This is a genomic window from Methylovulum psychrotolerans, from assembly GCF_002209385.1.
Classification (GTDB): domain Bacteria; phylum Pseudomonadota; class Gammaproteobacteria; order Methylococcales; family Methylomonadaceae; genus Methylovulum; species Methylovulum psychrotolerans.
On the sequence record NZ_CP022129.1, the window covers coordinates 2655560 to 2678787 of the forward strand.

26 protein-coding genes are annotated in these 23228 nt (G+C 50.8%); 11 read left to right on the plus strand and 15 right to left on the minus strand.

Translation table 11 applies throughout. The features are described 5' to 3' along the window. Nucleotides 1-85 precede the first annotated feature (85 nt). From CEK71_RS12065 to CEK71_RS12075, 3 genes are all read left to right on the plus strand, one after another. Nucleotides 86-1486, plus strand: coding sequence for a mannose-1-phosphate guanylyltransferase/mannose-6-phosphate isomerase (locus tag CEK71_RS12065; RefSeq protein ID WP_088619622.1), 1401 nt, complete (start codon nt 86-88; stop codon nt 1484-1486). 59 nt (nt 1487-1545) lie between these two features. Continuing rightward, a complete protein-coding gene (gene galU, locus CEK71_RS12070) occupies nt 1546-2439 on the plus strand; it encodes a UTP--glucose-1-phosphate uridylyltransferase GalU (RefSeq protein ID WP_088619623.1) in 894 nt (297 codons plus the stop codon). Between the two features lie 584 nt (nt 2440-3023). Then, nucleotides 3024-3764 carry a PEP-CTERM/exosortase system-associated acyltransferase gene (locus CEK71_RS12075; protein WP_157679176.1) on the plus strand — a complete coding sequence of 247 codons (741 nt, stop codon included), beginning with the start codon at nt 3024-3026 and terminating at the stop codon, nt 3762-3764. A gap of 334 nt (nt 3765-4098) precedes the next feature. On the opposite strand, the gene bamE is transcribed toward CEK71_RS12075, so the two are convergent. The 3 genes from bamE to CEK71_RS12090 form a co-directional block, all read right to left on the minus strand. Then, a complete protein-coding gene (bamE, locus tag CEK71_RS12080; RefSeq protein WP_088619625.1) occupies nt 4099-4449 on the minus strand; it encodes an outer membrane protein assembly factor BamE domain-containing protein in 351 nt (116 codons plus the stop codon). A 156-nt stretch (nt 4450-4605) separates the two neighbouring features. After that, nucleotides 4606-5313, minus strand: coding sequence for a TIGR00266 family protein (locus CEK71_RS12085; protein ID WP_088619626.1), 708 nt, complete (start codon nt 5311-5313; stop codon nt 4606-4608). A gap of 92 nt (nt 5314-5405) precedes the next feature. Next, nucleotides 5406-6323, minus strand: coding sequence for an AEC family transporter (locus CEK71_RS12090; protein ID WP_088619627.1), 918 nt, complete (start codon nt 6321-6323; stop codon nt 5406-5408). 165 nt (nt 6324-6488) lie between these two features. Between CEK71_RS12090 and CEK71_RS12095 the strand changes: the two genes are divergently transcribed. Further along, the gene (locus CEK71_RS12095; RefSeq protein ID WP_088619628.1) at nt 6489-6893 is read left to right on the plus strand and encodes a rhodanese-like domain-containing protein; all 405 of its coding nucleotides are present in this window, start codon (nt 6489-6491) and stop codon (nt 6891-6893) included. A gap of 37 nt (nt 6894-6930) precedes the next feature. Here the strand turns inward: CEK71_RS12095 and CEK71_RS12100 are convergent, their stop codons facing one another. From CEK71_RS12100 to CEK71_RS12120, 5 genes are all read right to left on the minus strand, one after another. Continuing rightward, complete coding sequence (locus CEK71_RS12100) at nt 6931-7278, minus strand: hypothetical protein (protein WP_088619629.1); 348 nt, start codon at nt 7276-7278, stop codon at nt 6931-6933. A gap of 427 nt (nt 7279-7705) precedes the next feature. After that, the gene (scpB, locus tag CEK71_RS12105) at nt 7706-8263 is read right to left on the minus strand and encodes an SMC-Scp complex subunit ScpB (RefSeq protein ID WP_088619630.1); all 558 of its coding nucleotides are present in this window, start codon (nt 8261-8263) and stop codon (nt 7706-7708) included. A 16-nt stretch (nt 8264-8279) separates the two neighbouring features. Continuing rightward, nucleotides 8280-9098: a segregation and condensation protein A gene (locus CEK71_RS12110; RefSeq protein WP_088619631.1), complete on the minus strand. Its 819-nt coding sequence runs from the start codon at nt 9096-9098 to the stop codon at nt 8280-8282. Between the two features lie 113 nt (nt 9099-9211). Continuing rightward, the gene (locus CEK71_RS12115; RefSeq protein ID WP_088619632.1) at nt 9212-9865 is read right to left on the minus strand and encodes a site-2 protease family protein; all 654 of its coding nucleotides are present in this window, start codon (nt 9863-9865) and stop codon (nt 9212-9214) included. A 14-nt stretch (nt 9866-9879) separates the two neighbouring features. Further along, nucleotides 9880-10503 (minus strand): L-threonylcarbamoyladenylate synthase, encoded by a 624-nt coding sequence (locus tag CEK71_RS12120; protein WP_088619633.1) that lies wholly within the window; start codon nt 10501-10503, stop codon nt 9880-9882. Between the two features lie 577 nt (nt 10504-11080). On the opposite strand from CEK71_RS12120, the gene CEK71_RS12125 reads away from it, so the two are divergent. The 3 genes from CEK71_RS12125 to CEK71_RS12135 all read left to right on the plus strand — a co-directional run bounded on the left by CEK71_RS12125 (nt 11081) and on the right by CEK71_RS12135 (nt 13027). Next, nucleotides 11081-11695 carry a GTP-binding protein gene (locus CEK71_RS12125; protein WP_088619634.1) on the plus strand — a complete coding sequence of 205 codons (615 nt, stop codon included), beginning with the start codon at nt 11081-11083 and terminating at the stop codon, nt 11693-11695. Nucleotides 11696-11966: 271 nt separating this feature from the next. Beyond that, nucleotides 11967-12497, plus strand: coding sequence for a hypothetical protein (locus CEK71_RS12130; protein ID WP_088619635.1), 531 nt, complete (start codon nt 11967-11969; stop codon nt 12495-12497). Further along, nucleotides 12494-13027: a hypothetical protein gene (locus tag CEK71_RS12135; RefSeq protein WP_088619636.1), complete on the plus strand. Its 534-nt coding sequence runs from the start codon at nt 12494-12496 to the stop codon at nt 13025-13027. The genes CEK71_RS12130 and CEK71_RS12135 overlap by 4 nt, the downstream gene beginning before the upstream one ends. Before the next feature lie 59 nt (nt 13028-13086). Here the strand turns inward: CEK71_RS12135 and CEK71_RS12140 are convergent, their stop codons facing one another. Next, complete coding sequence (locus CEK71_RS12140) at nt 13087-13380, minus strand: HU family DNA-binding protein (protein WP_088621595.1); 294 nt, start codon at nt 13378-13380, stop codon at nt 13087-13089. Between the two features lie 408 nt (nt 13381-13788). Here CEK71_RS12140 and pqqD point away from each other — a divergent pair, with 408 nt between their 5' ends. From pqqD to CEK71_RS23195, 3 genes are all read left to right on the plus strand, one after another. After that, nucleotides 13789-14058 (plus strand): pyrroloquinoline quinone biosynthesis peptide chaperone PqqD, encoded by a 270-nt coding sequence (pqqD, locus tag CEK71_RS12145; RefSeq protein WP_088619637.1) that lies wholly within the window; start codon nt 13789-13791, stop codon nt 14056-14058. Continuing rightward, nucleotides 14039-15172 carry a pyrroloquinoline quinone biosynthesis protein PqqE gene (gene pqqE, locus CEK71_RS12150; protein ID WP_088619638.1) on the plus strand — a complete coding sequence of 378 codons (1134 nt, stop codon included), beginning with the start codon at nt 14039-14041 and terminating at the stop codon, nt 15170-15172. The genes pqqD and pqqE overlap by 20 nt, the downstream gene beginning before the upstream one ends. Nucleotides 15173-15314: 142 nt before the next feature. Beyond that, nucleotides 15315-16091 (plus strand): hypothetical protein, encoded by a 777-nt coding sequence (locus CEK71_RS23195; RefSeq protein ID WP_088619639.1) that lies wholly within the window; start codon nt 15315-15317, stop codon nt 16089-16091. 97 nt (nt 16092-16188) lie between these two features. Here CEK71_RS23195 and CEK71_RS12160 read toward each other — a convergent pair whose 3' ends face one another. The 4 genes from CEK71_RS12160 to ygfZ form a co-directional block, all read right to left on the minus strand. Further along, nucleotides 16189-17208 carry a COX15/CtaA family protein gene (locus CEK71_RS12160; protein WP_088619640.1) on the minus strand — a complete coding sequence of 340 codons (1020 nt, stop codon included), beginning with the start codon at nt 17206-17208 and terminating at the stop codon, nt 16189-16191. Between the two features lie 155 nt (nt 17209-17363). Continuing rightward, complete coding sequence (locus CEK71_RS12165) at nt 17364-18500, minus strand: DNA cytosine methyltransferase (protein ID WP_088619641.1); 1137 nt, start codon at nt 18498-18500, stop codon at nt 17364-17366. Then, complete coding sequence (locus CEK71_RS12170) at nt 18497-19144, minus strand: Eco29kI family restriction endonuclease (RefSeq protein ID WP_088619642.1); 648 nt, start codon at nt 19142-19144, stop codon at nt 18497-18499. Before CEK71_RS12170 ends, CEK71_RS12165 begins: the two co-directional genes overlap by 4 nt. A gap of 78 nt (nt 19145-19222) precedes the next feature. Beyond that, nucleotides 19223-20185, minus strand: coding sequence for a CAF17-like 4Fe-4S cluster assembly/insertion protein YgfZ (ygfZ, locus tag CEK71_RS12175; RefSeq protein ID WP_088619643.1), 963 nt, complete (start codon nt 20183-20185; stop codon nt 19223-19225). 680 nt (nt 20186-20865) lie between these two features. Here ygfZ and CEK71_RS12180 point away from each other — a divergent pair. Continuing rightward, complete coding sequence (locus CEK71_RS12180) at nt 20866-21309, plus strand: hypothetical protein (protein WP_088619644.1); 444 nt, start codon at nt 20866-20868, stop codon at nt 21307-21309. Nucleotides 21310-21368: 59 nt separating this feature from the next. Here the strand turns inward: CEK71_RS12180 and rnd are convergent, their stop codons facing one another. Further along, the gene (gene rnd, locus CEK71_RS12185; protein ID WP_088619645.1) at nt 21369-22532 is read right to left on the minus strand and encodes a ribonuclease D; all 1164 of its coding nucleotides are present in this window, start codon (nt 22530-22532) and stop codon (nt 21369-21371) included. Nucleotides 22533-22589: 57 nt separating this feature from the next. After that, the gene (locus CEK71_RS12190; RefSeq protein WP_088619646.1) at nt 22590-23147 is read right to left on the minus strand and encodes a DbpA RNA binding domain-containing protein; all 558 of its coding nucleotides are present in this window, start codon (nt 23145-23147) and stop codon (nt 22590-22592) included. Between the last annotated feature and the right edge of the window lie 81 nt (nt 23148-23228).

Genomic DNA, 23228 nt, shown 5'->3' on the forward strand with positions numbered 1-23228 from the left:
CACTTTATGAAAAGGGCTTCTGTTGCCCTTGGCACAATGCTGTAAATGTTAACCCCTTTTTACTGGTCTTTGTAAGGAAAATAGTATGATCCCCGTTGTTTTGTCAGGCGGTTCGGGTACACGGCTGTGGCCTTTATCGCGCGGGCACTATCCTAAACAGTTTTTGCCTTTGGTCACCAAACAAACGATGGTGCAGGAAACTTTACTCAGGTTAAGCGGTCTTAAAGGCCTAAAAGCCCCTATTGCGGTGTGTAATGAAAGCCACCGCTTTATGATGGCGGAGCAGCTCTGGGAAATCGGCATTAAACCTGCGGCTATTATTCTCGAACCGGTCGGAAAAAACACCGCCCCGGCGGTGGCAATGGCGGCACTGTCGGCCACCTCGCCGGATGATGTCCTGCTGGTGTTGCCTGCCGACCATGTGATCGCCAATATCCCTGCGTTCCATCTGGCCGTCAGCCAGGCCAAAGAATTGGCGCAACAAGGCTTTTTGGTCACCTTCGGGATTGTTGCCAGTACGCCGGAAACAGGCTATGGTTATATCAAACGCTCTGATACCGCGCACGGGGCGGCGTTTGCTGTCGAGGCGTTTGTCGAAAAGCCGGATCTGGCGACGGCTACCGATTATGTGCAAAGCGGCGCGTATTTTTGGAATAGCGGCATGTTTGCTTTTACGGCGGGGAGTTTTCTGGCCGAGTTGGCGGCGTTTAATCCGGCCATGCTGGCGGTGTGCCGCCAAGCCTTAGCCGCCGCCAAAACCGATTTGGATTTCACCCGTGTCGATAAGGCCTTGTTCAGTACCTGCCCGTCCGACTCGATTGACTATGCCGTTATGGAAAAAACCACCAAAGCAGTGGTCATTCCGCTGGATGCGGGCTGGAACGATGTCGGCTCTTGGTCGGCCTTATGGGAAGTGACCGATAAGGACGCGTTCGGCAACGCCATCAGTGGCGACGTACTGACCGTTGACAGCCACAACTCGTATATCCATGCCGGCAATAAATTGGTTGCGGCCATCGGTGTTGATAACTTGGTGATTGTCGAGACCGATGACGCGGTGATGATCGCGCCTAAAGACCGGGTGCAGGAAGTGAAAGATATTGTCGCCCAGTTAAAGGCGGCGCGGCGTAGCGAAGCCGATATCCACCGCAAGGTGTACCGCCCGTGGGGGCATTATCAGGCGGTGGATGAGGGCACACGCCATCAGACCAAGCGCATGGTGGTCAAGCCGGGTGGCAAATTATCGGTACAAAAGCACCACCACCGCGCCGAACATTGGGTGGTGGTCAAAGGCACGGCTCTGGTCACTAAAGGCGACGAGCAACTGTTGCTGACCGAAAACGAATCGACTTATATTCCGTTAGGTGTTGTCCATTGCCTGGAAAATCCCGGCGTCATTCCGCTGGAAATTGTCGAAGTGCAGTCCGGCAGTTATTTGGGCGAAGATGATATTGTGCGTTTTAATGATATGTACGGACGAGTTTAACCCCTCCTGCTACGCTCTGACGGTGTAGTGTTTATTGTGAATGCTGAAAGGAAAAATAAATGAGTAAAATAATTACCAAGGCCGTTTTCCCAGTGGCCGGTTTAGGTACACGCTTTTTGCCTGCCACCAAAGCCAGCCCGAAAGAAATGCTGCCGATAGTCGATAAGCCACTGATCCAATATGCCGTCGAAGAAGCGGTGGCGGCAGGTATCGACACCATGGTTTTTATCACAGGCCGTAGTAAAAATGCCATTACCGACCATTTCGACAAAGCTTATGAGCTGGAAAAAGAGCTGGAAGCAAAAGGTAAGAATGAATTGTTAAGCATTTTGCGCGGTATTGTGCCGCCGCATGTGTCGTGTATTTTTATCCGTCAGGCCGAAGCGTTAGGATTGGGCCATGCGGTGTATTGTGCCCGTCCTGTTGTCGGTGACGAGCCGTTCGCGGTGATTTTGGCGGACGACCTGATTGAAGATGCCGACCGTGGCTGTATGGCGCAGATGGTCAAGGTTTATCAGGAAACCCATAGCTCGGTGTTGGGGGTTGAACGTATTAATCCGGCTGACACCGGCAGTTATGGTATTGTTAAGACCGCTGATTTTGTCGGCGCGTGCGGCGTGGTCGAAACCATCGTCGAAAAGCCCAAGCCCGAAGACGCGCCGTCTAACTTGGCGGTGGTGGGCCGTTATATCTTAACCCCAGCGATTTTTGATAAGATTAAAACCACTGGCCGAGGCGCAGGCGGCGAAATCCAACTGACCGACGCTATTGCCGCACTGATGAACGACGAGCAGGTTTTGGCATACGAGTTTGAAGGCCGCCGTTATGATTGTGGCTCTAAGCTGGGTTTCTTAATCGCTACGGTTGAACATGGATTGCTGCATAAAGATCTGAAAGATGATTTTTTGCTGTATCTGAAAAAATTGGTTAAGACCCAAAAAATTGCTTCTTAACGGCTAAGCCGTTTTGTTAGGGATGGGCGGCCTATTTTTACCGCCCATTTCCTCCCCCGCATTTTCTACGCGCTGATAAACAACCGCCAGTCAGCCAGTCAAAAGCCCGCTCTTTAAAGACAAATAGCCATCCTGCAATCAGATTGGAAAATCAGACCCATTGTCGGCTAGTCACCACAATGAGCGGTTTTTATCCCTATTTTGAAATTATTCCTGCCGTTCCTGAAGAACTAAAGCAAGCAATTGATAAATGCGCGTTATCCAGACATGTTGCTTCGAAATGAATACCTGTCTGTGTGCCGAAAAACGTTCAAATAAGCCTGATACCACAGAGGCTATCAGTGAGACAGCACAGGGCGAATACTGCCAATGCGCAAAGTGGGGATGTGGAAGCAGATACAATGGGATCGTCAGGTACTGTCGCTCCCGCGTAATGGCGGTAGCTAAAACGTTACCGCGTCGCGAACTATTGCCCTTAGTCCGCTCAATTGTCAATGGCTTGACTTTTAAAAAAACAGTGTTTTTAACCAAGACAAGATATTGAATGAAATTCTTTAAAAATGGGGAAACCAAGGGTTATTAGTATGACAGATATGATGGATGTTTTTAATCAGTTTTTCGAAATGGTGCCGGCGGTTTCAGCAGAGCTTAAAGATGAAGCCTATAAATTGCGTTATCAAGTTTATTGTGTCGAAGTTACGGGGTTTAGCAACCCCGACGACTTTCCTGACAAACGGGAATACGATGAATATGATGAAAACGCCGTCCATTATTTAATCCGGCACCGCAAATCTGGGGAGTATGCGGCTACGACCCGGCTGATACTGCCCGATAGGGCTTGTCCGGCACGGCCATTTCCGCTAGAGGCTTTTTGTGACCTTGATGAGACGTTAGTGCCGCAAAGCATTAATCGGACAAAACTAGCGGAAGCTTCACGGTTTTGCATATCAAAAGCGTTTAAACAACGCAAAAATGATGCGCAGACCTTAACGGCAATTGATTCTGCCAATTGCGATAGCCAAGCTTATTTTACCCTCGCGGAGCGGCGGGTTTTTCCGCATCTGAGTTTCGCGCTGATTGCCTGTTTAATAAAAGGCTGCTGTGAAAATAATATCGATCATTTTTATGGCACACTAGAACCTGCTTGGTTTCGGTTTTTGTCATCAGCGGGTATCCATTTTACTAAAATAGGGCCGCTAGCAGATTATCACGGTTTACGTTGGCCGGGTGTTATAAAAGTCACCGATTTGCTGGAGGGTGTGGCGCAGAAAGATCAGCAACTCTGGAATTTATTGACGGACAAAGGCCGTTTTATTGGCGCTTAGGAACGCGCATGAAATAAAATCTGTTTTACAGGTGAAAACATCCCCCCCTTCCAGTCTCCCCTTGCCCAGGGCATAAGCCCTCTACACAACGCCCCCCAAAATTGCTTGGCGGTGGCCTTGAAACCGTCCAACTCCTTTTAGGAGTAAGCATCCATGATTGTAGGCATGGCCAGAAAAAACCACCGGCCCGCCAATAGGGCGGGATTGCTGAACGCCCGTTTATGACGCATTTGCTTGCCGCTTTCAATACCACAAAAATGGCTGCATAACGTCAGTGAAGCGTTACGGAAATTACAGGCTGCGTAATATCAGTCAGTAAGCTTCTACGCTCGCCTTATTTAGCCCGCTTAGTCGAGTTATAGTTAAACGAACTCACCACGCCGCGCTTATCAAACTTAATCACCAAGTCTTCGGTTTGGCTTTCGGAGAAGGCACTGTACTGATAATTGCCGTACGTCCACGTTTTCAGACCATTTTCAATACCTGTGCGCCACGGTGTGCCAAAGGTATTGGCGATGTCGGTTTGGGTAGTTTCGCCGATGCGGATGCTTTGCACTTGCCCGGCCGGAAATTCATGTCCCATTGATGCGCAAGCGGCGGTGGCCAGCACTAAGCCTACGCTTACGCCACGGCCTGTCCACCGCAGCATCTCAGAAAATACGGTATAGCCCATAGTAGATTTCATAACGGATTGTCCTATAAAAAGAATTACCCCGATTGTACATCAGGTTACTGGTAAATTTAAAAAAGCCTTTCTGTCTAAGCCGCTCTTGAACCGCTCTTAGAGCGTTTCTTAGGGCCGTTTCTTAGGACATTTTAAGGCCGCGCCTTTATCGTTAAATCAACTATCATTGCCAGGCAGCATTTTCAGCAGCCAACTGGCAAAGTTTTCCCGGTTGCGCGAGCAAATAATGACCTTGCCGCGTCCGGAAAATTTCAGCACCATGCCTTCGCCGCTGGTGACGCTGTTGACTAGCGAGCCGAAAAAACCGCCGCCGCTGGTGGCAACCGAAATCTCATGTTGTAAACGGCTATCCCAAGCGATCACATGGGCGTTATCAATAATAACGTCCTTGCCGGGCTCCACATCAATGACAAAACTGGAGCCAAAACCGGATACGGCCAGCTTGCCGGTGCCTGTCGCTTCCATGATAAAAAATCCGCCCGTACCGCCAAATAACGCCGAACCGACATTTTGGGTGCGGACTGTGAGGTTAACGCCTGTTTCCGCAGCAACAAATGCGCCATCGGTCAGCTTATAGCCCGCACTGCTGTTAACATCTAATACCTCAACCGCCCCGGGCAAGGTAGGCGAGAGCAGGCAATCGCCGTCGCCGCGCACCGCTTCGATATGTTCTTGGAAAAACGATTCGCCATTGGCAAAGCGGCGCATCAGCGCCGCGCCGATGCCGCCGGTCATTTTGCCTTTTAAATCTAACGTGGCCTCCATCATGACCATCGCATTGGCTTCGCAGTAGATTTTCTCGCCACGTTTTAGGCTGATATGTAAGAATGGGTCAACATCACCCGTAACGGTAAAAGTGGCCATGATTTTTGCTCCTTAAGAGGGTTTATAGGATTAAACAAAAGGCCAACAGGACAAAGCCGCCCCTTTATTGGCCCCAAAATAAAGGCTGCCGCTTAACTATGCACCAAAAAGCCATGCCACAGCGGTAACGCCAACAGACTGGCAAAGGTGGTGACCGTTACCGCCATCGCATAAAGCGGGCTGTCTAAGCGGAAGCGGTCACAAAAGACAATACCCAGTAACATGCTGGGCATGGCCAGATCCAAGACGGCGGCAGCCTGATGCGGCGCGTCCAAAGCCAAATGACTGGCCAAAAACCAAGCGCCAAACGGCATGGCGAGCATTTTTATCAGTAGAACAGGCAGCATATAGGGCATATTCCGCCAACTTACCGTCCGCCAATCCAGGGCTAAACCTAAGGAAAAAATCATCAGCGGCGCGGCGGCCGCGGACAGTTTTTGCAAAGCCCCGACCAACCAATCCGGTGCGGGTACGCCGCCCATATTCAGTGCTATTGCCAGCGCCGCCGTCCAAAATGGCGGCGCGTTCAACGCCAGCCACGGCGAGCGCGGTTTCTCTTCATCACCATAGTGGCGGGCAATCAGCAGGCCAACCGTAAACAGATAAGGCGCGGCGGAAATGACATCCATCTGGATCACTACTGACCGCGCCCAAGGGCCAAACGTTTGCTCGATAATCGGTAGCCCCAAATAAGTGACATTGGGGAAAGCACTGGCGAGGATGACCGTGCCGAGCCGCTTATTATCAAACCGGAACAACCATCCGATCAGCCAAGCGCAAACAACGGCAAAGCTCAGGCTACCCCAACCGAGCAGGGTGTATTGCAAAGAATGGATACCCATATCCGTTTGCCACAACACGTCCAAAATCATCGCGGGCATGAGCAGGTAATAGACTACACTGGTCAGTACCACGCGGGTTTGCATAGCGGACAGCCCGGCGGGCTGTAACAGCCGCCAGACCACACCGCAAGCCGTGAGCAGGGTCATTTGGATCAGGGTTGAATTCATGGCGCAGAGATAATTAGGTTAAGCAAATGGCGGTTTAATCAGGCTGTTAGGCGGCTTAGATTCGGGCTGGTCGGCATTAAATCAGACTTTGGCTTATTTTAACATTCACCAGGGCGACAAGTTCCGGTAATATAGGCACATTTAACCGTAAATTCCGGGGGTTCTATGCGTAATCTTGTAAAGTATTGTGGCTCAGGCGTTTTCGCCGCTTTGTTATGGGCTTTGACCAGTGTCGCGGTGCAGGCGGGCACGGGTGTCGCCGTGGTCGTGTCACCGCAACAGGCCGCTACCCTGCGGTCTAACCAAAAAGCCATTATTATTGACGTGCGCGAAGAGAGCGAATGGCAAGAGCAGCATATCCCCGGCGCTTTGCACATCCCGCTTGGCCAATTGGCCAACCGTTTAGGTGAATTGGATGCATATAAACATAAGCCGATTATTATGCAATGCCGAAGCGGCAAACGCTCCGCCGCCGCCCAAGCCAGCTTAAAAGCGGCGGGCTTTACCGAGGTGTATAATATGGAGGGTGGCCTGATGGCTTGGCAAGCGCAAGGCCTTGCCACCGAATAACCCCTTCCTTTCCGTTTTTACTTTTAAAAATATAGCGTTACGAAGTAACGCGTTTTATCCCGTTTGCCGCGCCGAGCATCGCAGGTTTTGTCGGGATCAGCCCGAAGGGGCGCGGCAGGGATGCCGCGCGTCGGCAGGAGGGCAGGAGCCCTCTCTGCCGACCCCCGACAAAACCGAGAAGCGCACGCAACCTTTCACGCAGCGTGTTGTACTTTTTCCCCAGCAGCGGCGACAACACGTCGGCCACGGCGGTCAGGCTGCATGAACGCGCGACGACCATGCCAAAACTCCACAACGCCAAGCCCAATGCCTGTGGCTTGCTGAGGGACGGAAAATGCATGGCAATCGTGTCGATCCATTGGTATAGTTCTGGATGGCGGGGCATGGCGGCACCTTCGGTAAACGGATGTTGATGACACTCATCAATTTACTCTCAACGCTTTGCCCCGTCACTTTTTAAAAACCTACACTTGTAAGCTCCCCCTGCCCCCTTCGGCTCCGCCTAGGCGAAGAGGCACTGCCATTAAGTTAAGAATTTTTTCTTTATATTTCAATAATGTAGAGATTTGGCTAATCCGCTCGTGGTGAGCCCTTCGGCAAGCTCAGGAGAGCTCTGTCGAACCATGGACGGATTAACCGCCCACCCTTCGACGACCATCAGAAGTCCCTGTGGGACAAGCTCAGAGCGAACGGTCAATCCTACTTGGCGTTATATCAAGATATAACATACTGATTAATAATACCAAACCCTTAACTTAATGGTAGTGAGGAGAGGGGGCTACCGTACTTTCGCCTGTACAACAAATTTTATTTCATGCGCGTTCTTTACTATTTTCGGTAATAGGCGGCAAATCCAGTTCTTGCAAGGCCTGTAAGGTCGGCAATTCGTTTAAGGTCGACAAGTTAAAATAATCCAAAAACAGCTTGGTCGTGCCGTACAGGGCGGGGCGGCCTGGGGCTTCTTTATAGCCCAATACCCTGATCCACTCGCGCTCCTGTAAGGTTTGGATCATGTTAGAACTGACGCTGACCCCACGGATGTCTTCAATATCACCGCGCGTGACCGGTTGCCGATAAGCGATAATCGCCAAGGTTTCCAGTAAGGCTTTTGAGTATTTCGGCGGTTTTTCCTCAAACAGCCGCGCCACCCAACGTGACAAATCCGAGCGCACCTGAAAACGGTAGCCGCTGGCGACTTTCACCAAGGCGATGCCGCGCGGCTGGTAAGCTTCTACCAAACCATCCAAGGCCGCTTGAATGTCCGCCAAATCGGGCTGTTCCAGCTCAGGAAACACCTCCTGTACCTGTTTGCAGGTCAAGGGCCGTTTCGCGGCAAATAAAATGGCTTCGATAATGCGCTGGAGTTCCACGTTGGCAGACGGTGCGTCAGGTAGCGTTGAAGGCAGCGCGGGTGGCTCGGACTCGCAGCTCGGCGAAGGGTTCGGCTTGGCTGATTTCGATGAGCCCTTCTTTGCCCAATTCAAGTATAGCAAGAAAGGCGACCACCACGCCGGATCGGCCTTCACGGTGGCTGAATAATTCTGTAAATAATCGGCTATCTGTGCCTTTAAGGTTTTCCAATATCGTAGACATGCGTTCACGGACTGATAATGCTTCTTTGGTTATGGCGTGGTGGCTAAGTTGTTCGGCGCGTTTTAGGATGCCCTTAAAAGCCAGCAACAGCTCGCTTAACTGCACATCCGGCAACGCTTGTACTACGTCTATCATGGAGGTGTCCACCTCGACGCTAAAAAAATCGCGTTCCATGCGCGGCAGTTCTTCCAAGGCTTCGGCGGCATATTTTATCGCCTCATACTCTTGCAGGCGACGGATTAAGGTCGCACGCGGGTCTTCTTCCTCATCTTCGGCATCCGGTGGACGCGGCAACAACATCCGTGATTTGATTTCCGCCAGCCATGCCGCCATCACCAGATAATCCGCCGCCAATTCGATTTTCAAATCGCCCATGAGCTGAATATACACCATATATTGGCGGGTGATTTGGGCGATAGGGATAGCGATAATATCCACGTTTTGCCGCCGGATCAGGTACAGCAACAAATCTAAAGGTCCGGTAAACAGCTCCAAAAAGACTTCCAGCGCGTCCGGCGGAATATACAGGTCATCAGGGATTTGCGTAAACGGCGCACCGTTGACCATCGCCAGGGCGATTGTGTCGGGGAGGGTCTCAGGTGTTTCGGTCATGTTTTTGATAGTGTCGGCAAGGCCAATGAGGTGTTAAGCAAACGGTGGGCTAAATGTCGGCACTCTCGGTTAAGCCCGTGCAATGGCCAAAGGCCCTTGCACGGGGTTCGGCGTTATAATCCCGCCAACGAAAAAAACAGCTTTTGGGCGATATACAAAGGGTACTGCAAAATGGCATCCAACACGCCCGTGTACAGTAGTGCCAAGAGGATAATAAAACCATACCGTTCAAGCTGGTTATACGGTACGGCTAAACGGTAAGGTAACACAGCGGTCATGATGCGGCTACCGTCCAAAGGCGGAATAGGCAGCAAGTTTATCAACAGCAAAGAGGTGTTGATAGACATCCCGGCAACCCCCATGTAAATTAACGGCATAGAAATCGCTTCAATACCGACCATAACGCCTAGCCGTGCCAGCAAAGCCCAGGCTACCGCCATCAGCAGATTCGCCCCAGGGCCTGCGGCGGCGACCAAGGCCATATCCCGCAAAGGTTTTTTAAAATACCGGCCATCGACCGGCACTGGTTTCGCCCAACCAAACACAAAACCCGTCCCGGTCAACAACAACAGGCCGGGCAAAATCAGCGTCCCCAGCGGATCAATATGCTTGAGCGGGTTTAAGGTCAAACGTCCGAGCATATAGGCGGTGTTGTCGCCGCATTTTTTCGCCATCCAGCCATGGGCGGCTTCGTGGCCGGTGATGGCAAAAATCACGGGCAAAATCCAGACAATAATGCGTTGGATTTGAGTCAAATCGTCCATCATAAGAATGGCCTCCTTTATTGGGTCAGCAAGGTGGCGATGCCTTTGCCTTGTCTGACGATGACGGGCCCGGTACGGGTAAATTCAATCATAGTGGTCGGCTCAAAGTGAATGATACCCGCATCGATAATCAAGTCCAGCTCATGGTCGAGTTTTTCCCTAATGTCATAAGGGTCGCTGAGCGGTTCGCTGTCGCCCGGCAAGGTTAAGGTGGTGCTGAATAAGGCCTCGCCCAACTCCTGCACCAGCATTTGCGCAATGGGATGATCGGGGATACGGATACCGATGGTCTTTTTCTTCGGGTGCTGCAAGCGACGCGGCACTTCTTTGGTGGCATCCAGAATGAACGTAAACGCTCCGGGGGTCAGGGCCTTAATCAGGCGAAAGGCATCATTGCCGATTTTGGTAAACATCGACACTTGCGTCAAATCTTTACAGACCAAAGTAAAATCATGCTTATCATCCAATTGCCGGATGCGGCGGATATTGTCCATCGCCTGTTTATCGCCGACATGGCAAGCCAACGCGTAAGAGGAGTCGGTAGGGTAAGCAATGACACCGCCTTGCTGGATAACGGCCACGGCCCGTTGGATCAGGCGCGGCTGCGGGTTTGCGTGATGAATTTCAAGATACTGTGCCATAGCGTTCTTATCAGGTTGGAATCTGGCTATTATAGCCCAGATCGCCCTAAGCTTGCAGATTGGCGGTGGCTGGCGGGTTTATCGAATGAATTTAGGCTGTGTGCCGAAGGTTTTTAACAGCAGATGTCGGGCCATTACAAAAACAAACATCATCTTAAATACTAGGATACAAATTCCGTCTATTGTCTGTGGCGTGTTAGCAATACGACCTAAGCGGCCAAGCCATACTGAGGCAGACAGCCGAGCCAACTCACATTCATCTTAATATAAAACAATAAGTTACTACTAAAAATAAAAACATCGGCAAGACTATTAGGTTTGGCAAAAATTTTGCTTAATTTTTGCCAAACCTAACTTTTAAATTTAGGATAGGGCGCATTACCCTTAGATAACATGAACGCTTATGCCCACACTGACACACACTATTCATGCCAAAAACACGAAAATAAAAGCCTTATGTTGTTAACAAACTATTTTTCGTTATTAGCTTGCATATAGCGCAAAAATTAACTACCTTACTTCACAAAAGGTAACGTTTAGCTATCATTTAAGTTCGTCGGCAATTTAGGAATTTACAATGGATATCCACCCGCATAAACAACACTTATCGGTTACTAATAACCCGCTAAAAATCATTATTGTCGGCAATGTCGGCTCAGGCAAAACTACCGCCATCTCCGCCGTCAGCGAAGTGCCGGTTATCGGCTCGGAAGCTAAAGCGACCGAACAGGCAGCCTTGCACCGCAAAGCCACCACCACGGTCGCCATGGAATACGGAGCTATCCATATTGACAAAACCAAGGTGCATATTTATGGCACCCCCGGCCAACGGCGTTTTGAATTTATGGCGGATATTGTCTGCAAAGGCGCGGCCGGCATGATTGTCATGATTGATAACGGCCACCACCAACCGCTGACCGAAGTCGATTATTTTCTCCAACTCCATAAAGACTACCTAAAAAAGCATCCGGCCATTATCGCCATTACCCATTACGATGATAACGCCACCAATACCCATCTGATCGAATACCACAGCTACATACGCAAACATGGCCTGCCCTGTGCCATTATGTGTGTCGATGCCCGCGAAAAAAACCAAGTCAGGCGGGTGATTGAAAAGCTCTATACGGAAATTAAAAGACGTCCTGCCTTAACTGCCCATGCACCAACCCTGACAAATCAGGCGGCATAGGCTTGTGAAGCCTAACCATATGTTTTTGCAGTCAAAATGACAAAATACTCAAGAGGGGCATTATGATAGCCATTTGCCGATATAATGTGACACACACGCCCTGTTAATGCTAGCCGTTGGGCATTCGGCTATAGCCCGAAGACAGGAAAGGCCTCCCCTTTTGGGGCAAATTCCGCACTAAAAATAGGCTTATGCCGTTTTTTAGGCAAATCGCCCCGCCGCCCTGGCATTTCTGTACAATAGCGGCTTTATTGTCTGCTTTCTATCCGTTGTGATTATCCGAATTTTCTTGCTGCTACTGGCCTGTGCGGTGCTGGCCTTTATCGCTGGCGATGTCTTGCTGCGGCTCAGGTTGCCGCTGCTACCCGAACTGGTTACCCAACTGGGCTTGGCGGTATTATTGCTCGCCTTCGGCTTATTGGTCATCAGCGGCTTGGTATTGCTCGGCAAACGTATCGGCTTGGCGGTGGCCGAGTATTTCTCGCAACCGCAAACGCATTTACGGCGGCTATGGTTCAAGCAAAACCAACAGTTGGCCATTGCGCAACGCTTCCGCCTGCAAAAGCTCAAGCTGCATTTTGGCTTTGAAAACCAACGCCAACGCTTGCTCAAAGCCGATAACCAACGGCAAATAAACCGCTTGGCAAAAGCCGTCGGCGACGAACTGCGCCGCCAGAAAAAACACCTGCCCAAACCTCTATATCGGCAATGGCGGCAAGAACTGCTATCCTGCCAGCACCGACAGGATGGCGCGGGCCTGTTAAAATTACAGCAAACCATCACCGCTTGGATGCCGACATGACGCGATTACACAACGCTTTTTTGTCCTTGCTACACATTTGGCAAGGGCTAAAAGACGAGAACCTGCACTGGCAAAGCAACCGCCACGCACAACAGGCGCGGCTACGCCACGCCCAAGCCTTGGCCGACCAAGCGCTGACAGCGGAGTTGGCGCAAAAAACGGCCCAATTGGCGCATGACCTCGCCCTATTGAAAACCCAACACGACACCGAACTGGAATTGCTGAAAACCCGTTGCCAGCAGGATATTAAAGATTATCGGCACTATTTAAAGTCCCTAGACCAACTCAAGCAGTCCATCGCCGCCAGTTATCGGCACTTACCCGAAGCGGTAGTTTTTACCATCCACCACCACGCCAAGCAACTGCTCAACCAGATGTGGGAATGCGACGATTTCCAGCAAAAAATGCACTATGAAATGCAGTTGCTGCACTTTATGACCACCGTCCATGACGAAGCGCGGCTACATAAAGAAGGCCAAGGCCAAAGCCGCCTACCCGAAAAAACCCTCAGCCTGCTCCAACAGGATTAGCGGCAAGAATGCTGTCACTTATCGGGCAGGGGTTGCCCGACAAGTGACTGCCCATACTTTTAAGCCTGCTTTGCCGAATCGGCGATGCGTTCGCGCAATTGCTTGCCCGCCTTAAAATGCGCGGTATAACGCGGCGGCACATGCAGCGTTTCGCCGGAAATAAAATCGCGGCCTTTGCGGGAAATGCGGTAATGTACCGAGAACACGCCAAAATTACGGATCTCCACCCGCTCTTTTGCAACTAAGGCCTCGGCAATATGGTCTAGGATACAGTTGACCGCTTCTTCGACGGCTTTTTTACGCAAATGCGGGCGTTTTTGGGCGAGGGTTTTAATCAGTTGGTTTTTCGTCATCGCAAATTTTCCTGTTAAAGTGCTTGCCATGTAGAGGCCGGTACGGGTCAGCAGACGTACGTAACCGCGTATCTGGGCCAATAACTGCGGCATATCACACAGTCACTAGGTGATATGCCACAGTGATTCTGCGCCGCTCTGTATAAAACACGGCAAGCTTATTGTTTTTAATGGTTTTTTCTTTCTCAACAGGCAATAAGTGCAATTGTGATACCAGTTTGGCAATACGCGGGGTGGAGGCGGGATTAAAAAGCTCAGGAGAAGGCAGAAAACACGCAGGCCGACACCCGTTCCGCCCGCATTTTACCCATAGCCAAAACTACTGCTTATAAAAACCGCTGATTTTGCGTAAAATTACGCCCTGCGCCAGGCCGTTTTAAAACGGCTATTAACCCAACCAAACTGCTTATGACTATAAACCCGCAACTGCCCCTCTCGTTTTCCCGCACCCATCGTCTGCAATGGGAAGAAGCCCAGCAAAAATTTGTCATCCTGTATCCTGAAGGCATGGTCGAGCTTAACCAGAGTTCGGCGGAAATTTTAAAATGTTGCGATGGTGTGCGGACGCTGGCTGATGTCGTCAGTGCCTTGGAAGAAAAATTTGCCACCACCGGCCTGCATCACGATATTAACGCTTTTTTGGAGGTCGCCTTAACCAATGGCTGGATACAACAATAATTCTGTAAACATCACCCCGCCGCGTTGGTTACTGGCAGAACTGACCTACGCTTGCCCTTTGCAATGCCCGTATTGCTCTAATCCCTTGGATTATGCAAGCTATAAAACCGAGTTGAGCACCGACGACTGGAAGCGGGTGTTAAGCCAAGCGCGGCAAATGGGTGCGGTGCAGTTGGGCTTTTCCGGCGGCGAACCGCTGACCCGCCAAGACTTGCCCGACTTGGTCAAACATGCGCGGGAGTTGGGCTATTATTCCAACCTGATCACCTCAGGTTACGGCATGACCGAAGAGAAAATCGTCCAACTGAAAGAGGCGGGGCTGGACCATATCCAAGTCAGCATCCAAGCCAGCAGCCAAGAGCTCAACGACCATATCGCAGGCACTGCCTCGTTTGCACACAAACAAGAAGTCGCCCGCCTGGTCAAAAAGCACGGCTACCCGATGGTGCTGTGCGTGGTGCTGCATAGGGAAAATATCCACCAAATGCCGGAGATTCTGGCAATGGCGAAGGACTTGGGCGCGGATTATCTGGAGCTGGCCAATACCCAATATTACGGCTGGGCGCATCTGAACCGGGATTTATTGCTGCCGACCAAGGCGCAATTTGAGCAGGCCGAAGCCATTGCCCAAGCTTTTAAGGAAACCGTCGCGGGGACAATGAAAATCTACTATGTCGTGCCGGACTTTTACGAAGACCGTCCCAAAGCCTGTATGAACGGCTGGGGCACGACTTTCTTGACCATCGCCCCCGACGGGGTGGCTTTGCCCTGCCATTCCGCCCGGCAATTGCCGGGGCTGGACTGCCCGAATGTCAACGACTTCAGCGTCCAAGAGATTTGGCACGAATCCAAAGCCTTTAATTTTTTCCGGGGCGATGACTGGATGCAGGAGCCGTGCCGCAGTTGCGACGAAAAAGCCAAAGACTTTGGCGGTTGCCATTGCCAAGCCTATTTATTGACGGGGGATATGTACGCCGCCGATCCGGTATGCAGTAAGTCGCCCCAGCATGGCGTGATACAGGAGGCTATTGATGCCGCGCAAGCGGCGACGGTAGCGGCAGAGGAAAAGCCTTTGGTGTTTAGGAACAGCAAGAATTCTAAGCTGTTTGTTTGAGGGTTATCCGCATGGGTTGCTTTAGGGGTGGGCAGGGAATTATTTCAACCCCATCCCTTTTATGGTTAGCCAGAGTATTCATAGTATATTCAGCTTACGGCCCTTATTATAAAAACAAAATAACTTTCATCGGATAAGGGATATGGGTGCTTTAGCCAAAACGTTGTGTTTAACCGCGATAGGGTTTTTGGCGGCTTGTGCGGTTAATGACCCTTACCGTTACAATAACTATTCTTCCTATTCTTATTCAAGACAATACTACCCATCAGGCGGTACTTATTGGACAACAGGGAGAACTTATCAGCAACCCGCTTATGGCGTGCCGAATAACGGCTATGACTATTATGAATACAGGGATAATCGCCAAGACTACTACCCAAATGGCGTAGACCGTGATGGGCGCGGCTATCAATGGGAAAATTATCAGCGCGGCGAAGCAGGCCGCGACCACGACCACAGGCACGAGGGAAGGGCTGACCGGGACGACGGCCCGCATGATAATGGCCATTCAGGTACGGGCGCTAACGGTTGGCAGCATTCCCAGCACCCGCCTTCGCCGCACGGCGATGGCAGAGGGGAACACCCAGAACCGATGCACCCTGAGCCCCCGGCCTTCCATGCCCAACCGCATCATAATGCCCCTATTCCCCGCCCCGAACCTGCGCCCATGCCGCAGCATGAAGTGCCAGCTTTCCGCCCCGAACCCGCGCCCATGCCGCAGCATGAAGAGCCGGCGTTCCGTCCCGAACCCGCGCCTATGCCACAGCATCAAGCACCAGCCTTCCGTCCCGAACCTGCGCCTATGCCGCAGCATCAAGCGCCAGCCTTCCGTCCCGAACCTGCACCCATGCCACAGCATCAAGCGCCCGCATCTTCACCTTCTGTGCGTCATCCAGGCCAACATCATGAGCATCAGTAGGTTAAGCTAGCGATAAGCACCAGCAAAAGCCCCGCTATCTGCGCGCTAGGCTCTGGCTTGCCAATAATTTTCCGACGCTGCTGAAGCAAGATACGGGTTAATAGGCGCTCTCTTCCTTTTGGGTAAAATTCCCGCCCACATCCCGGCGTTGCGCATAGCCTAAGCACATAAACAGGAAAAACTGGCAGCCGAAGATCATATTCGCCATCAGCAAATGGATGGGTTGGACGACAGCGGGCATCCCTAAACGGTCAAGGCAGACCCCCGCCAAAATGGCGGTGACGATCAGTCCGGCCAACGCATAACCCGTGCGCAATAACAGCGAGCCTGGGGCGACGTTTTTACGCAATTGCCAAACAACCCATAAATTCGTGAACAAAATCAGTGAAGAAAACGAGCGGTGGACATAAAAAATGATCGGGAAATCGTCGCGCCAGTATTGGCGTTCGATATAGCTGTGTTCATGGGCGATAAAATCCACCGCCTCACGCACTTGCGTACCCATCGCCACTTGCACCAACGTCATCGCCATCGCCACTTTTAGGACAGTCCGCACGGCTCTGGATACGTTGCTGCCGTCTAGCTGGCCGATCACGTCACGTTGCGAACGGGTAATGGTGTAAATGAGCAACGCGACAATGCCTAAGGCCAGCAACATGTGCAGGGTAATCATAATCGGCTTGAGGTTACTGGCCACTACTGTGGAGCCTAGCCAGCCCTGAAAGCCCACCAGAAAAAAGCTGCTTAAAGCCAAGTAAAAAATAGTTTTGTCGGTGCGTAAAAAAATCCGCGACGACCACGCGGTCAGGAAAATCAAAAAGCCGATACTCACCCCGACTAGGCGGTTGGTGTATTCTGTCCAGGTTTTCACCGGATTGAACTGGGTGCTTTCATAGCCGCGTTGGGCGTAGATTTCGTGGTAGTTGGCGGGCAACTGCGCTTCTTCGGTGGGTGGCACCCATTGCCCGAAACAGGTCGGCCAATCCGGGCAACCCATCCCCGCCCCCGATGCGCGGACAATGCCGCCGACGAGGATAACCAGATAAACCGCAAAGATAGTCAACGTACCTAAGCGGCGGAAACGGGCAATGGCTTGAGGGTCTAAAGATAGGGACATAGCAATAGGCAAAAATAAGGCGGCAGGTCAGGCAGTTGCCGACCGATGCCACGGTTAATGAAAGTTTGGTGTTCAGGTTTTGGCGTGACGGTAAATAACAGTACTTTGTGAGCTTTAGCGAAGCGGCTTGTTAGGCCGGAGCTTAACGACAAAAACTACTGCACTATTTTATTCGCCAATTCAGCACCTATTTTTTCAGCCAACAACACAGGCACCGCATTGCCGATCTGGCGCATAGCCTCGCCCCACGCGCCTTTAATAACAAAGTCATCAGGGAAGGTTTGTATCCGTTTCGCCTCAAAAGCGGTGAAATAACGGACGCTACCGTCATTGAAGCGGATCATATTTTCTCCGCCCGGAACACCATGCCCTCCGGCTTTGATGGTTTTTGACGGCCAATCAAAATGGCTGCCTGTATGTCCTGAATAGGTGCGTGCGCCAGCACGAAAAATATGGTCAATTATGCCGTGATTTGATGTCGGGTCCGGCACATCATACAAGGCATCGCGTATGGTTTGCCAAGGTAACAATTCCGGTTCAAACAGGCCATACCTATTCGATAACCGGGTTATTTTCTCTTTAAGTGCCCCCTTTAAAACAGGCCGTAATGCGGTAGGGATCTTATGGCGTTCCCAGTATTCCCCTGTTATGTACATATCCCAAAGCAACCTATCTTCTGAATGGGTTGCTGGCGGAAACGTCCATGATACGCCAAGGTCAGTCCGAATACCGACAATAACCACCCGCTCGCGGGTTTGTGGCACACCATAATCGGCGGCATTCATTAATTTGAACGTAACCGCGTATTTTTTCTGTGTGTAAGCAGACTGACTAATATGCCGCAGTTCATGAAGATGCTGCTCCCAATTTGAGCTGTCGGCCATAGCAAAATCGGGGTAACTTAACCTTAAGATAATATAGTCGAAATAATCGGCAAAACTTTGCCGCAGCAACCCCTTTACATTTTCAAAGACAAACGCTTTAGGGGCGAGCCGTTCAATGGCCCGTATAGCGTAGGGAAACATATCCCGGCTATCTTGATTGGCTTGATGTTTACCGCCCAGCGAAAAGGGTTGGCAAGGCGGCCCGCCAGCGACCACGTCAATTTGTTCAAGACTGTCCAAATCAAAATTTTTAATATCGCCAAAAAAAACCCTTTCTGGATCAAAATTTTCAGCGAGTGAATCACAGGCGTGCTTATTAAACTCCACAAAAGCGGCGTGCTTAAACCCCGATAACTCTAAACCTTTCGCTAAACCACCAGCACCTGAAAAAATTTCCAGCGTTTTCATAGTGAGAAGCCAGTATTTTGCAAATGACGCAAGATATTGGCAACAATGACGTTTTTCTCAGTAGGTACGCCGTTGCATTTATTCGCCCAAGCCCTCCCTTCGTGAATAACATCCCAATCTGACTTTGCCTGCCCGTATCGGCCACTGCCGGGATCATGGTTGCCAAAGCCATCAACAACCGTATTCCAAAGCGGCGTATTCAATCTGATTAAAGCCGCTTCGATTGTGCCGATCATATCAGAGCCGTCTGCTTCGAAAATGACGAAACGGCACATAAAGTCCTCAAGTGCCAGTTCCGCGCCCACACTGATGCTCCTACCATGTTCCCGAAGATGGCCAGCAAGTTCGCGGGACTGGTTTAAAAGATTATCAGAAGTACGGGCTTGTCTCCAGCCTTTAGGTACGGCCTTACCGACGTATATAGGATAGCTATAGGCAAGACGGTTCAATTCTGCATATTTTGTGTATAACGGATTTTTTCCTGTGTAATAGAGGGCATATACCCCGGTTCCCAAGAAGGATTCGGCTGGGGGAATGGGATGGACAGGCGTTCCGTTAAAAAATCTAACTGCATCTTTGACCAATTCTGCAAATGCTTCATTTCTATAGAGGTGTTTACTGCGATCAAACGGTTGTAACTTCATAGCGTCAATAGATCCTTCGTCAAGCGTTGTATCTTCTCATACTGGAATGCTTAATGCACTTTACGCCTAACCGCCACACTACACCCGCCAAGCCATACCGTCAGACGGCATAACCGCCATAAGACGGCCATCCGCTAAGGTTAACGGATACACCCCCGTTTCGGACAATTGCACTACCACCAACAGCTTGCAAACTGCCCCGTCCGCTTGCGCCGCCAGCACCTGCCCGACCGTCTCGCCTGCGCTATTGAGTACCGCACTGTTAGGCTCAGGCAAGTTGCCGTGGCTTTCGGCTAACAGCATACCGCGCTTACTTTTGCCTAAGTAATGGGTGCGGGCAATAATCTCTTGGCCGGTATAACAGCCTTTTTTAAAACTGATGCCGCCGAGCTTATCCAGATGGAACATTTGCGGCACAAAGGCTTCCGAGGTGGCGGGGCTAAGCCAGGGAAGGCCGCAATACAGGTCGCGTAGCCGCCAATGTGCCGAAGGGCTGGCCTGATAGCCTTGTCCGGTATAGGCCGTCCAACAGGCAATGGCGGCTTCGGGCGCGGCCAGGATAAGGACGCGGTTATCCAATTGGATCTGGCAGACCTCATCTGCCTGGCGCGTCGCCAACCAAGGCGCAGCTTCTTCGGTATCAGCCCCCAACAAGGCATAATGGTCGGTATTATCAGTAAACGTGACCGAAGAGCGGAGCACAAACAGGCTTAAGCGTTTTTTCAGGGTGTCCAGTAAGGCCAGCGGGACGATTAAATGGAATACTTCGGCTTGCCGGACAATTAAAAACGTGGCGATGGCACGGCCTTTTGGGTTACAAATCGCCGCCAAGCTGCTCTGGGTTTCGCTCAGGTCGTTAATATTGCAAGTGATTTGCCCCTGCAATAAAGTCGCCGCATCTTTGCCGCCTACCGTCAGTATCCCAAAATGCGCCAAAGGGTATAGGCATTGGCGGCCTTGGGAGCGGATAGGGAAAGTAATGTCGGTAGCGGTGAATTCGGCGTGAGCAGAGTGCAGGAAATTTTGCCAGATAGGGTTCATAGTTGTATTTAAGGGCTATTTTTATGGCCAATGGGGGCGGCTTTGGCTAAGGTTCGGGTACACACCCACCGGCCAGTGCGGTGCTATTTGCTCCGCCCCATTTAGGGCAAGCCAATTTATACCCAGAACAGTCAAGTTTCCGGTTAATCCTAAAACCGAAAACTTGACCGTTTAAAGTATATAGGGAATGCAAAGGCCTAGGACAGCTAAGCCTTTACTCTTTTTCCCTGCCTGTTCCTTGGCGTTTATCGGAGTATTTTAACATGGCAAGGTTTGAGCTTGATCGCCTATCGCTTAACAATTGCCATCTTATTCGGAAAAAAAATAAAGGCCACCGTGTTTTAAAACAAACAAAGCCCACTCCTCTCACTACTAAAATATTTTCAATAAAATCAAATTGTTAATATTTTATCTAATTTGTAAAGGTAAATAAGTCACTGTTAAGCGGTGAATATAACATAACCCTAATATTTATATGTGATTAAACTGGCAATCGACCAGAGCCATGGCGCATAAGTAACCGCTCATTGATCATTTAAAAATAGATGCACACTTACTTATAATCCTCGCATAATCAGATCGCTTGCACCATTGACCGCTGGTATTTTACAACCGAATCAAAGCAATCATCACTTAGCAGACCAATATTACGCTAACAAATTGATTCTTAGGATATATCTATGGAAGCTCCGGCCACTAAAACAACTCAACTTGCCTATAGCGATTTTTATTTTTTGGGCAGTTTTGCAAAAAACCCTGACTTTCAAGGCAATGCGTCATCCGCTATGGTTCGCTTAAATGTGGATAACCCTAACGAAGGTGAGGGCAGCCCATTTTGGAATATATGGGTTATCGGTTTTGATCATTGCGGTTGGCAAAAGGCCAATATTTCCATTGCCGCGCGCTTGGCACAAGTCAGCCACCTGACTGGTATCATCACCATTATTGCGGTATTTGCCTACGACGCTAACAAATCGGGCGGGCGCGGGGCGGAACAGCTTGTCGAACTTAATTTTTCTTTTGATTTTCAGCAAAATGCTTATTTTATCGAGCTGGAATTGTTAAATGCCCCCATTATCAGCAGACCGGACATTACCTATAGGGTCAGCCTGCTCACTATTTGAGCAGCCTTTGACCCTAAGCCTTAACTAACACACCGTAGCATTCATGGGCTAGCTGACTTTTAAGGCCGTGCCTGGATAATCGCCAGCTTATCCGCTTGTATCCCCAACAGCAATTCACCTTTTAACAGGCCAAGCAATTCTTCGCCTGCCATCGCATAACGCCAGCCGTGCAACAGCGGACAGTCGTTATCGTCCTCCAGCAGCAACAAGTCTTCCAAGTCTTTACGCGAGGCGAGGATGCTGGGGTTGAGGAGGTTTTCCTCGGCACGGATTCTGACTAAGGCGGTAAGAATATCCAAGATCGCCTCTTGCTGTTGGGTTTTCTTCGCCGCCCGCCCGTCATTGTGTAAGGGTATCGGCGGCTGATTTTTGGCGGCACTGATGAGTTGGCAGAGTTCTTTGCCATAGCGGCGCACGACATTTTCATTAATGCCGCGTACCGCCGCCAAATCGGCACTGGTTTCCGGTTGCAACTTGGCAATGTCAAACAGCAACTCGTCCCGCAATAGCCAGCTTTTCGGGCGGTCTTCTTGCTGGGCCATTTTCTCGCGCCATTCGCTAATGGCCTGAATGATGGCAAGCTGGCGGCCAGACAATTTGTTTTTGCCCTTAATTTTTAGCCACGCTTTGGCCGGGTCAACCGCATAAACGTCGGGATTGGACAACTCGGCAAAATCCTGTTTCAACCAATCGGCACGACCCAGTTCAGCCAACTTTTGCAACATGATCTGGTAAATCTGGCACAGATAAATCACGTCATCGGCGGCGTATTCGATTTGCGCTTCGGTCAACGGGCGCTTGCTCCAATCGGCGCGGGTGTGGGCTTTGCTAAGATTGATATTGAGCAAACTGGACACCAGCATGGCATAACCGGGATTATCCTGATAACCCAGTAACGGCGCGGCGACTTGGGTGTCAAAAATTGGCGCGGGCAGCTTGCCGCGCAATTGGTAAAAAATTTCCAGATCCTGACGGCAAGAATGAAATACCTTAACAATAGCAGGGTTTTCAAGCGCCGTAAACAATTCATCCAAATCCGGCAAGGCCAAAGGGTCTATGCAAGCCACCCACTCAGGGGTGGCTATCTGTAACAGGCAGAACTTCGGATAGTAGGTTTTTTCCCGCAAAAATTCGGTGTCCAAGGCCAGCCAAGCACTGTCGCGTATCAACGCACACACAGCGGTAAGTTTATCAGGGGTGTTGATATAGTTGATCGTGGTCATACAAGTTCAGAGGGATGATAAAAAAGCCGCCGGGGCAGCCGTGTGCAGGTGGCGGCATCAGTCCGTGCCGGTTTCTTCGGTGGCTTTGCTCATTTTGGGTGCGGACGGCTTGCCCCGGCGGCGGTGCAAATTACTGCGTTTTTTGTAACGCGGTTTAATGCGTTTTATCGCCAGTGGCCGCCCGTCGATTTCGACGGTTTTCAAATGCAGGAATATATCCGCCGGCATGGCATCAGGCAAATCAATTAAGGTATACAGGCCACGGACAGAAATATTGTGGATATTGTTCTTATCCACGCCCGATTCTTCGACCAACACCCGTTTGAGGGTATCGATACAAACTTGGTGCAGATGCCCTACATCCAAGCGGTAGCGCACCATTTTTAGGGTTTCGGCGGGCTCGGTCGGCAACAGGATAGCGGCGGGTGGCGGCGGTTGGATAAGATGCAGCAAAGCCGCCGCACATGACAGCAAGTCGGTGTCCAAGTCGGCGGCAAGACTTTTCAGGCGGACGCGGTCTTTAGCAAGCGGCACGGCCGCCAGAATCTGCTGTAAACGCGCCTTCAATAGCTCTGGGGTCAGGCTAGGCTCAAGGGCTTGATGGCTATTGTTCATCGTTGGCAACTAGTTATTTTAATGAGAGCACGTCAGGCTGACACGGCTGGGCTAGCGCAATACAAGGCGATACCGCCCGAC

Coding starts and splice junctions, on each gene's coding strand:
- pqqE (WP_088619638.1), top strand. CDS start 14,039: ATGGCTGGATACAACAATAATTCTGTAAACATCACCCCGCCGCGTTGG.
- ygfZ (WP_088619643.1), bottom strand. CDS start 20,185: ATGAACCCTATCTGGCAAAATTTCCTGCACTCTGCTCACGCCGAATTC.
- CEK71_RS12110 (WP_088619631.1), bottom strand. CDS start 9,098: ATGACCGAAACACCTGAGACCCTCCCCGACACAATCGCCCTGGCGATG.
- rnd (WP_088619645.1), bottom strand. CDS start 22,532: ATGACCACGATCAACTATATCAACACCCCTGATAAACTTACCGCTGTG.
- CEK71_RS12180 (WP_088619644.1), top strand. CDS start 20,866: ATGGAAGCTCCGGCCACTAAAACAACTCAACTTGCCTATAGCGATTTT.
- bamE (WP_088619625.1), bottom strand. CDS start 4,449: ATGAAATCTACTATGGGCTATACCGTATTTTCTGAGATGCTGCGGTGG.
- CEK71_RS12135 (WP_088619636.1), top strand. CDS start 12,494: ATGACGCGATTACACAACGCTTTTTTGTCCTTGCTACACATTTGGCAA.
- CEK71_RS23195 (WP_088619639.1), top strand. CDS start 15,315: ATGGGTGCTTTAGCCAAAACGTTGTGTTTAACCGCGATAGGGTTTTTG.
- CEK71_RS12165 (WP_088619641.1), bottom strand. CDS start 18,500: ATGAAAACGCTGGAAATTTTTTCAGGTGCTGGTGGTTTAGCGAAAGGT.
- CEK71_RS12115 (WP_088619632.1), bottom strand. CDS start 9,865: ATGATGGACGATTTGACTCAAATCCAACGCATTATTGTCTGGATTTTG.
- CEK71_RS12065 (WP_088619622.1), top strand. CDS start 86: ATGATCCCCGTTGTTTTGTCAGGCGGTTCGGGTACACGGCTGTGGCCT.
- CEK71_RS12140 (WP_088621595.1), bottom strand. CDS start 13,380: ATGACGAAAAACCAACTGATTAAAACCCTCGCCCAAAAACGCCCGCAT.
- CEK71_RS12085 (WP_088619626.1), bottom strand. CDS start 5,313: ATGGCCACTTTTACCGTTACGGGTGATGTTGACCCATTCTTACATATC.
- CEK71_RS12190 (WP_088619646.1), bottom strand. CDS start 23,147: ATGAACAATAGCCATCAAGCCCTTGAGCCTAGCCTGACCCCAGAGCTA.
- CEK71_RS12160 (WP_088619640.1), bottom strand. CDS start 17,208: ATGTCCCTATCTTTAGACCCTCAAGCCATTGCCCGTTTCCGCCGCTTA.
- CEK71_RS12095 (WP_088619628.1), top strand. CDS start 6,489: ATGCGTAATCTTGTAAAGTATTGTGGCTCAGGCGTTTTCGCCGCTTTG.
- CEK71_RS12090 (WP_088619627.1), bottom strand. CDS start 6,323: ATGAATTCAACCCTGATCCAAATGACCCTGCTCACGGCTTGCGGTGTG.
- CEK71_RS12120 (WP_088619633.1), bottom strand. CDS start 10,503: ATGGCACAGTATCTTGAAATTCATCACGCAAACCCGCAGCCGCGCCTG.
- CEK71_RS12170 (WP_088619642.1), bottom strand. CDS start 19,144: ATGAAGTTACAACCGTTTGATCGCAGTAAACACCTCTATAGAAATGAA.
- pqqD (WP_088619637.1), top strand. CDS start 13,789: ATGACTATAAACCCGCAACTGCCCCTCTCGTTTTCCCGCACCCATCGT.
- CEK71_RS12075 (WP_157679176.1), top strand. CDS start 3,024: ATGACAGATATGATGGATGTTTTTAATCAGTTTTTCGAAATGGTGCCG.
- CEK71_RS12125 (WP_088619634.1), top strand. CDS start 11,081: ATGGATATCCACCCGCATAAACAACACTTATCGGTTACTAATAACCCG.
- CEK71_RS12100 (WP_088619629.1), bottom strand. CDS start 7,278: ATGCCCCGCCATCCAGAACTATACCAATGGATCGACACGATTGCCATG.
- galU (WP_088619623.1), top strand. CDS start 1,546: ATGAGTAAAATAATTACCAAGGCCGTTTTCCCAGTGGCCGGTTTAGGT.